11 protein-coding genes are annotated in these 13,593 nt (G+C 44.2%); 3 read left to right on the forward strand and 8 right to left on the reverse strand.

Going from position 1 to position 13,593, the window contains the following annotated elements; translation table 11 throughout:
* Positions 1-196 precede the first annotated feature (196 nt).
* Both ACKFKH_RS04045 and ACKFKH_RS04050 read left to right on the forward strand, forming a co-directional pair.
* Positions 197-634 carry an iron uptake porin gene (locus ACKFKH_RS04045; protein WP_446857108.1) on the forward strand — a complete coding sequence of 146 codons (438 nt, stop codon included), beginning with the start codon at positions 197-199 and terminating at the stop codon, positions 632-634.
* Between the two features lie 128 nt (positions 635-762).
* A complete protein-coding gene (locus tag ACKFKH_RS04050) occupies positions 763-1,194 on the forward strand; it encodes an iron uptake porin (RefSeq protein ID WP_446856953.1) in 432 nt (143 codons plus the stop codon).
* Positions 1,195-1,334: 140 nt separating this feature from the next.
* On the opposite strand, the gene ACKFKH_RS04055 is transcribed toward ACKFKH_RS04050, so the two are convergent.
* From ACKFKH_RS04055 to ACKFKH_RS04070, 4 genes are all read right to left on the reverse strand, one after another.
* Positions 1,335-2,282 carry a LysR substrate-binding domain-containing protein gene (locus tag ACKFKH_RS04055; protein WP_446856954.1) on the reverse strand — a complete coding sequence of 316 codons (948 nt, stop codon included), beginning with the start codon at positions 2,280-2,282 and terminating at the stop codon, positions 1,335-1,337.
* Positions 2,283-2,541: 259 nt separating this feature from the next.
* A complete protein-coding gene (locus ACKFKH_RS04060) occupies positions 2,542-2,904 on the reverse strand; it encodes a response regulator transcription factor (RefSeq protein ID WP_446856955.1) in 363 nt (120 codons plus the stop codon).
* Positions 2,905-3,091: 187 nt separating this feature from the next.
* Positions 3,092-3,757 (reverse strand): response regulator transcription factor, encoded by a 666-nt coding sequence (locus tag ACKFKH_RS04065; RefSeq protein ID WP_446856956.1) that lies wholly within the window; start codon positions 3,755-3,757, stop codon positions 3,092-3,094.
* Positions 3,757-5,319, reverse strand: a complete 1,563-nt coding sequence (locus ACKFKH_RS04070; protein WP_446856957.1) for a sensor histidine kinase — start codon at positions 5,317-5,319, stop codon at positions 3,757-3,759. Before ACKFKH_RS04070 ends, ACKFKH_RS04065 begins: the two co-directional genes overlap by 1 nt.
* 267 nt (positions 5,320-5,586) lie before the next feature.
* Here ACKFKH_RS04070 and ACKFKH_RS04075 point away from each other — a divergent pair, with 267 nt between their 5' ends.
* Positions 5,587-5,820, forward strand: a complete 234-nt coding sequence (locus tag ACKFKH_RS04075; RefSeq protein ID WP_446856958.1) for a hypothetical protein — start codon at positions 5,587-5,589, stop codon at positions 5,818-5,820.
* A gap of 109 nt (positions 5,821-5,929) precedes the next feature.
* On the opposite strand, the gene ACKFKH_RS04080 is transcribed toward ACKFKH_RS04075, so the two are convergent.
* From ACKFKH_RS04080 to ACKFKH_RS04095, 4 genes are read right to left on the reverse strand one after another with little or no spacing between them, the layout of a single operon-like run.
* Entirely contained in the window at positions 5,930-8,029 is a 2,100-nt protein-coding gene (locus ACKFKH_RS04080; protein WP_446856959.1) for an FHA domain-containing protein, read from the reverse strand.
* Between the two features lie 32 nt (positions 8,030-8,061).
* Positions 8,062-10,209, reverse strand: coding sequence for a protein kinase domain-containing protein (locus tag ACKFKH_RS04085; RefSeq protein WP_446856960.1), 2,148 nt, complete (start codon positions 10,207-10,209; stop codon positions 8,062-8,064).
* 36 nt (positions 10,210-10,245) lie between these two features.
* Positions 10,246-12,351, reverse strand: coding sequence for a GumC family protein (locus ACKFKH_RS04090; RefSeq protein ID WP_446856961.1), 2,106 nt, complete (start codon positions 12,349-12,351; stop codon positions 10,246-10,248).
* A 25-nt stretch (positions 12,352-12,376) separates the two neighbouring features.
* Positions 12,377-13,576, reverse strand: a complete 1,200-nt coding sequence (locus ACKFKH_RS04095; RefSeq protein WP_446856962.1) for a polysaccharide biosynthesis/export family protein — start codon at positions 13,574-13,576, stop codon at positions 12,377-12,379.
* Positions 13,577-13,593 lie beyond the last annotated feature (17 nt).

Consider the following 13,593-nt stretch of genomic DNA (forward strand, 5'->3'; position numbering starts at 1 on the left):
CAACCAACACTCTTTCATATACTGGAAAAATTTAGGAAACCCTCTGTCTTTCTCAATTAAATAAAGCTGAATATCAGGAATAGTATACCGATCCTTTAGTCCTGCCGTAAGCAATAAAATGTGAGTAGTAATAAATCCCAAATCTGTCAAAAAGAGCAGCCAAAATAGTTGGCTGACCAACTATTACTGATAATAAATCTCCTATGAGTTTCCACTGGGTGAGAAAACGACGGTTTTCATTGCAGCAAATGAGGGAGAAGCAGAAGAGTTTGCTGAATCGATCAATCCTTTCTTTGACGGAGATAGCAGCAGTGGTTCAATTTCTAAATTTGGAACTCGCAACCCAATTTATTATCTGTTAGAAGGTGCGGGTGTCGGTGTCACGCATGAATTTAGTGATGCACTAGAGTTGAGTGTGGGTTATCTTGCGGGTGATGCCTCAGATCCGACCGATAATAATGGTCTGTTTAATGGGTCTTATGGCGCGATCGCACAATTAACTTTCGAGCCTTCTGAAGCGCTGGGGTTTGGCTTGACTTATATCCATGCCTACAACACTGACTATACGACTGAGGGCAGTGCAGGCAGCCTGAATGCGAACTTATTTACGGCAACAGGTCGCGCAGCTGATTGACTGACAAATTTTTTCAGGTAGGTTGGATTGAACCTGGTGAAACCCAACGTTAGCAACGGTAGAAAGGCTGCTGTTGGGTTTCGCGTTGCTCAACACCAACCTACGAAAAATCGAGGGTTTCAGGAGTTTTGTCAGTCAACCAGGGTCGCGCAGTTGTCACCAATTCGTTTGGGGTACAAGCTTCTTTTCGACCGAGTTCGGCGCTTATCATCAATGGCTGGGTTGGCTATACAGGAGCGCGAGTATTGAGGTTAGGAGATGCCAATATTTGGAACTGGGCAGTGACATTAGGTTTTCCCGATTTGGGTAAGAAAGGCAATCTTGCAGGTTTAGTCATTGGTATGGAACCCAAACTAACCCAGATTGATGGTGCAGTGACGGCTGCAACGGGAGTAGGACGCGATCGCGATACTTCCTTGCATTTGACGGCATTCTATCAATACCGAGTGAATGACAATCTCAGCATTACTCCAGGCGTGATTTGGCTAACGGCTCCCAATCATGACCAGCGGAATCAGGATTTAGTCATTGGTACGATTCGGACAACCTTCACATTCTGATTGACAGTAGTCTGTAGCTCGATCGCAATACGGGTTATTCAAAGTTCGCTCTCCATACCTCGATTCTGGGAAGTTTGGGGAGCAGCAAGCTGTCTAAAACGCAGCGATCACTTACAACAGTAGCCGAACTTAAAAAACACCTAAATCCGAAAGTGTCCTGAGCTTTTCTCTAGCAAAAAATCAACAAACGTCCTTGCGGAAGTTGAAAGCACTTTATCTTTACGAAAAATCAAAAACCACTCCTGCACAATTGGAAAGTTCTCCACATCAAGTACCACAAAATGATGATCTAGCTCAAACTCGCTCAGACTATGCAATGACATGATAGCTAACCCAAACCCACCTCTCACTGCCTGTTTGATCGCCTCATTATTGCTCATTTCTAACTTCACTCGCATCGGAATATCATACTGCTCAAAGAGGCTCTCAGCCGCTCTCCGAGTCGCAGAATCCGGCTCCCGCATCACAAAAAACTCACGTGCTAGATTCTGAAGCGTAATGCTCTGTTTCTGAGCCAGTGAATGCTGCCGTGGAGCAATGACCACCAGCGGGTTCTGCAAAAACGATCGGGCTTCAATCTCTCGTTGATAGACAGGTAGCCGACTCATGATGTAGAGATCATCAAGATCTGCATTCATTCGATCAAGAACAGCCTTGTGACTGAACCAACTAAGTGAAATATGAATTCCTGGATAATCTTGGCAAAATGGTTGCAGCAATTTAGCGAGACAATACTGTGAAGATGGAGTTGCAGCAACTTGTAACCTACCATGATTCAGCCCTTTCAATTCCAGCAGGTTAATCTCTGATTGTTCAATCCGGACAAAGATTTCCTGACAAGTCTTAAATAGTAGTTTCCCTACATCTGTTAAATACATTCGTTTTCCAATATTTTCAAATAGTGGAGAACCAATCAAATTAGACAGATGCTTGATTTGTATGGATATTGTTGGCTGTCTGAGATTTAACTCTTCCGCAGCACGAGTAAAGCTCCGATGCCGCGCAGCTACTTCAAAAACCTGTAACTGATGTAATGTGATTGATTGCCAAATTGCTGGGTTGATTTCATGATTGGAACGTCTTTTCATAGCTCCTAAAATCTAGACATCTTAGACTAGAGCAGCTTAGACGTTGCCCTAAAAGAGACGCTACTAATATGAATAGAGGATCAGCAGTTCAAATTACAATCGCACCCCAAAACTCAAGCATCTCAACGCTGGAAGCCTGAAGCTGGCACAAACGCCGCATCGGTGCTCTTACTTTTTTGAACTGTCGTATCGATCAAATTATACACAACTTTAGCAACGTTAGTATTGTTTAAACGAAAAAGCTGACCTGTGATTTCTACTAATCGAGATTTAGACAAGACTGAACAGTTGCCAGCAAATCGTTAAAGCGAAACGGCTTAGTAATAAACTCATTCGCCCCGGCTTGTAACGCTGCTAACTTTTCACGTTCATCTGCTCGCGCAGTGACGACAATAATTGGAATCTTCGCTCCTTGATCCCGAAGCTCTTGTAAAACAGTCATACCATCCATCAATGGCAATCCCAAATCCAAGAGCAGCAAATCGATTTTCTGAGCTTGTATTATTTCAATCGTTTGCAATCCATCTTGAGCGATCGCAGTCATAAACCCTTTTCTTCTCAGCCCTTTTTCAATGAACGCAGCAAGCCGCGCTTCGTCTTCAGCAATCAAGATCTGACACATTCTGACACATGTAGTATGAGGTCGTACCCACCAGAAGACAAGCCAATTCTAAGGTACGACACAGGCTCCAAAGGTTAAGAAAACCTTGACCTATAAGTTAGCACCTCTCAGCTATCTGTCACTTAACCGCAGGCCACACTATGAAAACTTTAGATGAGAATAAGATGAAATCTAGATGAGAAAATTCTCATAATTTTAGTCTGTAGCCCATTCCTCGGACAGTCTCCAACAATGTACTGCCTAGCTTTCTACGTAAATAGCCGACATAGACATCAACAACATTCGACCCTGGATCATAGTCATACCCCCAAACTCGATCGAGCAACTGCTGACGGCTCAAAACCTGACCCGGATGGCGAAAGAACATCTCTGCTAAAGTAAACTCACGTGCAGGTAGTTCGATCGTTTTATTTCCTACTGTCGCTTTACGAGTTCGCAGATCTAACACCACATCCCCCGCGCTCAACATTAGTTCTTCTTGAACAGGTATAGTTGACCGGGTTCGCAATCTCAATCGAACTCTTGCGAGTAACTCTTCAAATCGGAAAGGCTTCGTCATATAGTCATCTGCGCCACCTTCCAGCCCTGAGACTTTATCCTGAATGTCATCTCGCGCTGTCAAAATCACGATTGGAATCTGAGAACCCTGACCCCGCAGTTCTTCTAGTACTTCTAATCCATCTTTCTCAGGCAACCCCAGATCCAAAATCAACAAATCAAATTCGTTGCCCATAACCATGTTGAGGACATCACTCCCAGTCGTCGCGATCGTCGTTGTAAAGCCATTTGAGCGCAGACCTTTCTCAACAAATGCGGCAATTCTTGGCTCATCTTCTGCAATCAGAATTTGCATCATTGATCTTTACTCCTGACTTGAAGCGGAATCACGATCGAAAAAGTCGAACCCTGACCGATCTGGCTACGAACCGATACTTCTCCCCCATGTGCCTCTACAATTGATTTTACGATCGACAACCCCAATCCGGCCCCTTCTGATCGTCGCCGACTATTTGCAGCCCGCGCAAATCGATCAAAGATGCGAGGCTGATCATGGGGAGCAATCCCCTCACCCGTATCGCGCACCCAGAAGTGGAGCTTTCCTTTACTGATCGCCAAGCCAATTGAGATCGTCTCACCAACCTGTGTAAATTGTGTAGCGTTCTGTGCCAGATTCATCACTGACTGAGTGATTCGCTGTCGATCGAAAAAGCCTTGACCCTTTACTGTGCCTTCCAGCATCCATCTCCGATCTGCTAATGCTTGCGCCTTTACCAACAGTTCTTCAGCAAATGACGCTAATTCAACGGTTTCAGGCTGCAAAAAATCAGGATGCTCTGACTTAGCCAGCAAAATTAAGTCATTGACAAACCGAGTCATCCGCTCCAACTCATCCATCACGATCGTCAAGGTTTCTTGTTGCTCGATCGGATCATCTCCCATCAGCTCTAGGTGCCCTTGAATGATCGTGATTGGCGTTCGTAGCTCATGCCCAGCATCATTAATAAAATTTCGCTGGCTTATAAACGCCGATTCCAGTCGATCCATCATTTCATTAAAAGAATGTCCCAAGTCTGCAAGCTGCCCTGTTCCCTGCACTTCTAGCCGTTGATTGAGGTCTGCTTCACCAATCAAACGAGTTGCATCACTCAGCGATCGTAAAGGAGCTAACACCCGTTCTGATGCAAACCAAGCTAAAACCAATGCAACCAAAAGCACGCCTGCGATGACCTTGATGATGACTCCAACGGCTTCGATCGCTTCTGCTTGCTCTCCCGCAGTCGTATGTGCAACCACGAGTACTCCCAGACTTTTCCCGCCTACTTTCACAGGTTCAAGAATGTAAAGGACATCTCCGATCGCCGCATCATTTGTGAAATGTTTGCCTTGAGCAGGTTGAGTTTGCTGCGCCCAGCGTTGCATCAAAACTGAATCGCGCTTAAGAACTTCAGGTCTTGCCCTTGGACTGGATTTGTAGAATTTGCCCTCTACAAAAGTAAGAATATAGATTTCATCTTCGGGAATTTGACGGGCTAAGTAAGCATCAAAAAAGCCAGCCAACTCCTCTTTAGAATAAGGTTGTTTGAATCGCTGATCTTGTCGTGCAAGCTCTGGATCATCTAATTCGACAGTCCCTTCATCTAGCAATTCTCCACTCATTAAACTTTTGAAAACATCCACTTTCTCACTCAAATCTTGACGCACCCGTTGGTCAATTTGAGCAGACAGAAGTTGCCGAAATGCTGGAATCGAAGCGAGAAAAATGAAGACCAAAATCGCAACATACCAGAGCAAAATCCGAGTTCGAGCTGCCCACAAGATTTTTTGCAGAGCCGTTTGCTGATTCGCGAGAGGTTTATTTTTGAGTTTTACACTTGCTGATTGCTTTGTCGATTCAATGAGATCCTTAGACTCCATAATTTTTTCACGACTTTATCTCTACAGCAGCTTAAATGATCTAACCCACTTTTACAATTGTGTTCACTTGATCGTAGAAGTATGATCAAGGTTACTTTACGATGACTAAGCCTTTCAGAAGACCTGGTAGGCAATATCCCAGATAAAGTGGCTGTGCAGGGAGATTTAGGATTTCAAGGATTACAAACTGATAATTCCTAAGCCTTTTCCCTGAACGATGTTTGATCCAACTAATACAATAGGCTTCCTGCCTGAATACCTAGCCATTTGGTTAAAGCGCATCTGCCGCAAGCGCAAGCCAAGCGCGAGGAACTGACGGGAATTCGTCACAGTCCCAATCAAGTGCGTGCTTTTCTTAAACGTATCGGCATGAAACGGTGCAAAGTTGGGTTTGTCCCTGCAAAAGTAGCACTCTCGACAAGATGGCGCAGCAGGAAATGTGTCGGGTCGGTGCTTTGTCTGGGTGTTCATGCCGTCCCCGTCTGGACGCAAATGCGTTAACGTCCGTGCCATGAATGCCCTCAGTTTAGACATCATCACGGTGACGAACGAAATCGGGGAGTGTCAAGGTCATTACTTGCTCATTGCACCAGGAAGCGATCGCTTAAATTTAGCTGCTCGACTGAAGCTTTTGAAGTTTGTCCTTAACTCTTTGAAAATTTTTTAATTTTCCTTCTAATTTTTTAGCCTGATCCTTATAGTTCTTTAGAGGGCTTCCAAGATCTACTTGATTGCTTCTCACTTCGAGAATACCGTCGCTCATAGCAGTAGTTAAGAAGAGCTTAATGGCTTCCTCAAATCTGCTTAGTTCCTGCTTCAAAGAAGCTTCTAAGGCTTGTGAGAGCTTCTCAACAAAACGATTTTTGACGACTTTATAGTAATAATTCTTTAACTCCTGCTTGACTTTTTCTGATGATTTACGAATCTCAAATTTCTTATCTTTTTGATAACCTTTATATAAGTTATAAATTAACCAAAGACTAGCTCCAGCGACAAGAATGGATAGAAAAATAGAACTAGAAACCTGTTTGTTGACGCTTTTGATAAAACTGGTTCTGCTAAGACCCAAAAAACTGAGAAGAAATAGAATCCCCATGACTTGAAAGACAGAACTTCTAATCTTCTTAATGAAATAAAGCCATATCGGATCTTCATGATATTCAATTCTGACCGGAATTCTTCTAAGAGGAGCTTTAAAAACTCCTTCAAGTTCAATTTTAGGCTTGACTCTCAAAGTAAAGGTGTTTTTATTCCTCTTACAAATCGGTTTTAGAGTCGTATTTGAGCTTCTGACTAAGCCTTCTAAACCACCGTTACCGTACTCCTGGCAAATCTTTCTCCATTCCTCACCAGCCCAATTCAGAAGTTCATTCTCGCAACCATGTACGATGAAATCATTTACGTTCGCCTCAAAGTCTTTAGCTCTCAGTTCTAGATATTTCTTTCCGCCTTGCTTGACGATTTGCGCCTCCAATTCATCTATAAGTTCCTGAGTTTTTTGCAAAATACTATTGGACAATGAATCGTCTAGTAAATCCTGTTTTGAGTGAGCTAGTGAGGACTCGATCGCTCTCAGCAAGCTTGCTTTTTGTTCATTAATTGTCTTTAGCAGAAAGGAAGTATCTTCTACGGGAGCTTTTTTCCGTTCCTGAGATTGCTGAGTTTCAACTTTCTCAATTTCTTGCTTAATTTTTGCTTGCTTACCCAAAAGAAATTGGTTAATGTTATCAACACTTGAGACGATCTGAAATAAGACACGTTGAATTTTGATTAAATAACTCTGCTTTTCGCCAGTAGAAGCCATGTACTGATGCAGATCTTCTAAACTTGTAGAAGTATGAGCCTCTTGAGTTACTCGAAAAACCTCGATCGACTCGTGTGATAGAACTACCAGAAAAGCTCGATTGACTAACGATGTACTTGCTAATTGCAATACTTTTTCTTCTAAAGGGTCACAGTGAGAATCAATCTGAGAATCAACGATCAGAAATAGAATATCGCAGTTTACTAACTTCTTGAGCCTCTGATCCTCATCGAACTTTGCGAAAGGGTCATCTGAAGTAGGTTGATCCTCAAAAATGAGTTGGGGACTTTTAGAACCTAGTAATTCATCTCCTAAAACCAGTCGATCGCCAGATTTTAGAATTTGACTTTCTACAAGCTGTTCGCCATTCAGGTAAGTACCATTTTTACACCCATCGCAGTTTTGAACTTGCCATTCAGGACTAGAGTTAAGATCGATCGCTGGGAAACACTGTAATTTCAAATGTTGACCACTGACACGGGTGTACTGGTCTGGAATAGAGATCGTGCATCCAGGTTTACGCCCAACAATCACGGCTCCTTCGGCTAAAAGCTCATAGCGAGTTTGTTTAATCTCTTCTATATCCTCTCTTAGTTCTTGAAGGACTAGAAAGGCTGATGACACAGGCTTCTGTTCTAGTGGTAAGGATTTTGGTAATTTGTATAGCTGAACCTGATAGCTCTTTTCTAGACCTTGACCAGAGTTCAACAGATGATAAAACGAATTTGCCAAATTTGAATCAGCGCTTAGAATATGAACAGCTAATTTTTCTGAGCCTAGCTCACTGGTCATTTCATCCAAGTCTTGATTAATCTGCTGAAAAAACTGATCCTGACATACATCATCAGCGATTAGCTGCTTTAGGTCTTGGATGAAAGTGAGTAGCTGATTATTTCTAGTAGCCATACTGTTCAGAATCCTAACTAAAAAATGAGCAGTTACTTCAAGGCGTAAAGTACAATCTTTCCGTCTACATCCCCCACAGCCAACAGTTGACCATCTGGGCTAAACGCCAATGCTGTGACTTCTGTTGAATGATTTGAAAGATTCGCGATCAACTGACCTGTTTGCCAGTTCCAAAGCTTAACTGTGCCATAAGAGCCGCCTGCTGCAATTATCTTTTCAGTCGGACTACTGGCGATCGCCTTCACGCCACTCAAATCAGCTTGGATAACAGGCAGTGTGTGTTCATTCAGCGCATACAAATTCCAGAGGCGAATCGTATCATCTTCGCTACCCGTAAATAGAACTACACCGTTAGCCTCGATCGCAACCGTGTTCACCGCTTTTGAGTGCTTGTGAAAGCGGCGCGATGTGTTGAATGCAAGGTTAGAAATTTTGACAGTGCCCTCTGCATTTCCCCCAGCCAAAATTTCGGCAGCAGGGTTGAAGGCGATCGCTTGAATCGGTTGAGAACTCTCATAGGATTGAGGCTTTTTCAATTGCTTTGGTTGGGAATAATTCCACAACTTGACAGTCCCCAATCCACTCTCGGCTAAAAGTTGACCATCGTGGCTGAGTGCAAGTGACCAGGTAAGTTGCTGAGTTGAGATTTGATTTAGCTTTTGATGATTGTTCAAGTTCCAGATTTCGATTTGTTTGTTTTCAGTTGCGATCGCTAGAGTTTTTCCATCAGCGCTACTAGAGACTGCTAAAATCTGACTTTGAGTTTGAGTTAAGATCTTGATGGACTGGCTCTGCAAATCTCGAAGCTTAATCAATCCTCCTTCACTACTAGAAATCAGCGTCTTTCCACTGAGGGCAAAGTTTAGTGATTTTATAGATGACGGGTGTTCTTGAAAATTACCTTGTTCTTTGAGAGTCGCTAATGGCGCTGTGTTGTTTTCTTCACGATTCAACGCATCTGGAACCGGAGAGGCTTTGTAGCTGTTTTTGTAGATGAAAGTGGAGAAGACCGATAACCCGATTAGCGTAAATACTAGAAGTCCAGACCAGATGCTCCGCTCCTTTCTTAACGACTGACGAGTAATATCAACTGCCTTTCTCAATGGTGTTGATTTTTGTCCATTCTGGAAGCACTCACTTAGTTCCAGCAATAATTCTTTAGAGTTTAATTTCTTCGACTGAGGTTCCGAAGGTTGAAGGATGTCTGATTCTAGCTGCTGGTCGAATTCTTCCTCTGTATTGTATAAATAAACGTCTGTGGACTGGTTAATCCTCAACTCTGTGGGAGTATAAGCTTGTGATGTTGGCTCTATACTCTCTTTGCTAGAGATGCCGATTTCTGTCGGTGTGTAGTGAGTGGAACCAGCTTGCTTCAGCAATTCTAAATCCTGTAGGGCACTGTTAGCACTTACATAGCGATGTCGAGAATCAATACATACCATCTTCTCAAGGATGGACTTAAACTCAGGTCGAATACTTAAACGTTCAGTCCAAATGATTTGTTGAGTTCTGGAACTTCTAAGCTGTGTTAGTGATTCTGGTTTGACTCCAGTTAATGTCTCAATACAAGTCATGCCCAGTGCATAGATATCGCTGTTTGGTTCTGGGATGCCAGCTAGTTGTTCTGGAGGTGTGTACCCACGACTATGAACGATCGTTGAAGAGGTCTGCGCTCGATCGCGCCATAACTGTTTGACCGCTCCAAAATCAATTAGAAACAATGCCTGGTCTTGAAGTCTGCGGATGATGTTTTCTGGTTTAACATCACGATGAACGATCCCCTGGGTATGAACAAAGTCTAAAATTTGAAGGATTTCTTGCAGAAACAAAATCGCCTGGCTTTCATTCCAAAGCATTTGGCTATCAAGTTCTTCTCTCAATGTTCTTCCTTCGATGTACTCCTGCACCAGGTAGAATTCGTGATCCGCTTCAAAGTTGTCCAGAACTTGAGGAATGCGATCGTGATGACCAATTTGGCGAAGGGTTTCTACTTCTCGATCGAACAATGCTTTTGCGACCTTAAATAATGCAGGATCAGCACTTTGTGGCTTTAGTTGTTTGACGACGCACACAGGTTCATCAGGTAGCGCTAGATTCTTAGCCAAATAGGTTTGCCCAAATGCCCCTGAGCCTAACGGTTTGATGATTTCGTATTGGGCGTGAATGATCTTGTCCAGCATGTTGATCTTCACCTGAGAATCGAGAGTCTCCGCAGTTTATAGCGATAGCAAGTGCGCGTACTTTGTTGAGGTGGCAACATGATTCATCACCACGCCAAGTAGCTTAATGTCACTGTCTGTTAATTTCTCAATCACCACTTTGAAGCTATTGCGATCGGTGTAACCCGGTCGAGTAATCAGAACTAGTCCATCGGTGAAAGGTTCGATCAGAAGAGCATCACTAAAGCGTAAAGTCGTTGCGTCGATCACTACAAAATCAAATTCATCTCGTGACTGCTTTAACAATTGCTGTGTCTGACTAGATTCTAAAACTTCTGTTACCTGCTCTGCACAACCAGGACTAGGTAGAACAAACAGGTTTTTAACATCAGGCACTGGCTGAATTCGGTCAATCTGCATCCCCTCTACTAGAGAACCAGACTCTTCGCCCTGATAAGCAGAAACTCCCAAAGTATGCGTTTGTGAAGCGGCTCGAAGATTGGCTTCCACCAGCAACGTTTTCTTTCCGGCTCTCGCGGAGGCGATCGCTAAATTGTAAGCGCTGGTTGTTTTCCCTTCGCTATTTTGAGTGCTAGACAAAACAACAATCTTAAGAGGCTGATTGCGGCTATGGCGATGTAAGCTGCTGCGAAGTAACTCATAATCCTCTAAGTAGGGTGAGTCCGTCTTGATGAGAACGAGGGATTGCTTGGCTGGCTTGGGAATACGAGGCAAAACGCCCAAGAAGGACACCCGCTGTCGCAAAATTGCTTGAACTTCCTCTGGAAGTAACAGTTTATCTCGCAGGACATCCCACAGCAGCACCGTCACGCCCGCCACAAAGACCCCCAACACACCACCCGCCAACCAGATGACAGGACGGCTCAAAAACTGATTGGATACCTCCTTAACCTGTGGTGAGCCTTCATTCACCCAATCGCTTCTGGTTTCCGCCTTTTTTAGTTCGGCAGCGGCCAGTTGCTTTTCTGTCTGATCAAAGGCTTCTCGATCGCGAGCAACGTCTCTGGTGAGTTTTTCTAATTCTAGTTTGAGTTCCGTTCCGTCTGTGTAGTTCTGTCGTAGTTCTGGCTCCGATCGACTAAGAATATCTAATTCTTGTGACAAACGATTTCGCTGGGTTTGCAGGTTGACTAGCTTATTCGCCAAATCTTGTCGCGCCTTGTCCAAACTACTCACCCTGAGAAGTGCAACCGTTTGAATTGGAGAACGATTCTGATTGTTGCCTGCAATTTCTGCAATTCTTTGCTGACGTTGAGCTTCAATCACTTGCTGTTGTTGTTGGAGCGCAACCATATCCGGATGCTTGGGTAGAAGTTCTCGCTGCTGTAGTTTGATTTGTGATTCAATTTCGGCGAGTTTTGCGGTTGAGTTGGCGATCGTCGGATCTGCACTCAACGCTGAAGCAACATAAGCTTGCGCTGGAGTCATTCCGAGTTGATTCTGAATGCTGTTAATTTCTGCATCTGTTCCTTCGAGCTGCTGACGAAGCTGGCGCTGTTGCTGTTGAATGTTGGTGATCGCAGAAACTAAACTTCCGTCTACTGCTGCTTGAACTGCGGGCTTCTCCTGTCTGCCAAATTCCCTCAGCTTCTCTTCAGCGACGCGCAAATCACTCGTCAGCAATCGCTTGCGTTTTTCCAATAGTTTGAGAGAGGCATCAACATCTCCCCGTTTGTCTGCAAGGCTTTGATTGCTTACTGTCTTAATAAATGATTCAACCGCCAGTTTTGCTTGCTGTGCGTCGTTATCTGAATACTGAACTAAAAATCGATTTTCTTGTTTGGGGTCTTTCTCTAACTTGAGGCGATTCCGTAGGGTATTGGGTGCGATCGCTTCGAGATATCCGCTAGGGGTCGCGGGTTCGGTCAAGGTGTCAGAGGTGCGTTGTAGTAGTTGATCTGACATCAAGGATTCAGGGCTGGGAGGCGACGCTTGGGCGGGTGGGGGCGTTCCCGGTGAAGCGGCTTCAACAACGGGGGTATACACCAATTCTCCGTGAGCAACATAGGTCGTTTTAGTCTCAGGCAGCAATGCAGTCAGGACTCCAGTCGCGACTGAAATAGAAGCAAAAGAAGCCAGTCCTGCCCACTTATACTGATTCAATGCGGCGAAGTAGCGCTTCAGAAACAGATGAACATTCATAGATTTATCCCTGGTTTCGACGGGCTTATTTTTCAGAGCCAAACACTTTGTTAACACCCTCACCTGCGGTGTCAAAGAACAATAGAAACCCCAAAGTATCTTTAAAGGGTTGTGTTACTTGATTGAGAAAATGATTGATCTTGGAAATCAGATTGCGGTTGATCACAATCACATCATTGTTTTCTAATATCGGATTCTGAGAGGAATTGCCCTTCAAAGCGTCTCTGGCGTTAATTTTGATTTCGATCGCTCTCCCTTTTGCTTGATCAAACCGAATCAAACTCACTTTTTTCAAGTTGGTATCTTTGAGATTTGGCTTAATTGAGGTTAGTGCATCCACGAAATCGCTGCCGTTGGGTAAACGGACTCGATTCACTCCACTGGAATAGTCCAATACCCGAACGGTAATTTCTTTTTGGGCCACATTTGCCCCTGCAACTAGGTTGCGATCGTACTCGTTCGCTTTTTCAGGAGCTAAGGCGGAGATTGCAACGACATCGCCATCGACTAACCGCAGATCGGGTAATTCGCTGCCTTTGAGCAGAGGTGTGTAGAGGTCGATTTGCTGCTCTTGTGAGGCTTTGTCTCCCGATCGTCGTCTCACCTGTACTGTTCTCAAATCAGCAAGCCGAGTCGTGCCACCCGCTTCAATTAAGGCAGCCGGGAGTCGAGGATCTTGTAGAGGATAAAACCCAGGCTTTACAACTTCACCCGTAACCATCACTTTGACAGGTCTGGTAGTGGCTAAAACTAATCCAACTTGAGGATTGACCAGATACTCTGCTAAACTAGTCCGAATCTTTTCCTGAGCTTGCTCTAGAGTCAGATCTTTTAAAGATAGAAGTCCAACTAAGGGCGCTGAAATATTCCCAGCCCAATCTAAGGTTGCATTAAAGTTGTAGTCTTTTCCGCGTGGCGAAATGTTGACAGAAATAGCGTCTCCAGCACCTAAACGATAAGTCCCAAACTCTGTCTGATCTGAAGGGTTGGAGTCGGCGCGATCGCCAAACTCTTGTCTGAGCTTTCTAAGCAGCTCTGGAGTCCGAAGGTAGTCAGAAGCATTGATCTCAATAGGTTTGTTTTCTGACTGTTCTTGACTAACTGCGGCTGGAGTGAAACTTGCTGCACTCAGTCCCCATAGAAGACAAGAGAACGGCAAAATCCGAAGTAGTGCTTGAGCGTTTTCAACAGGTGAATGAGGGTGGTGAGAAATTGTGTGGTTCATGATGGCGATCCCTTTAG

Source organism: Phormidesmis sp. 146-20 (assembly GCF_052939475.1).

Coding starts and splice junctions, on each gene's coding strand:
- ACKFKH_RS04055 (WP_446856954.1), bottom strand. CDS start 2,282: ATGAAAAGACGTTCCAATCATGAAATCAACCCAGCAATTTGGCAATCA.
- ACKFKH_RS04060 (WP_446856955.1), bottom strand. CDS start 2,904: ATGTGTCAGATCTTGATTGCTGAAGACGAAGCGCGGCTTGCTGCGTTC.
- ACKFKH_RS04065 (WP_446856956.1), bottom strand. CDS start 3,757: ATGCAAATTCTGATTGCAGAAGATGAGCCAAGAATTGCCGCATTTGTT.
- ACKFKH_RS04070 (WP_446856957.1), bottom strand. CDS start 5,319: ATGGAGTCTAAGGATCTCATTGAATCGACAAAGCAATCAGCAAGTGTA.
- ACKFKH_RS04080 (WP_446856959.1), bottom strand. CDS start 8,029: ATGGCTACTAGAAATAATCAGCTACTCACTTTCATCCAAGACCTAAAG.
- ACKFKH_RS04085 (WP_446856960.1), bottom strand. CDS start 10,209: ATGCTGGACAAGATCATTCACGCCCAATACGAAATCATCAAACCGTTA.
- ACKFKH_RS04090 (WP_446856961.1), bottom strand. CDS start 12,351: ATGAATGTTCATCTGTTTCTGAAGCGCTACTTCGCCGCATTGAATCAG.
- ACKFKH_RS04095 (WP_446856962.1), bottom strand. CDS start 13,576: ATGAACCACACAATTTCTCACCACCCTCATTCACCTGTTGAAAACGCT.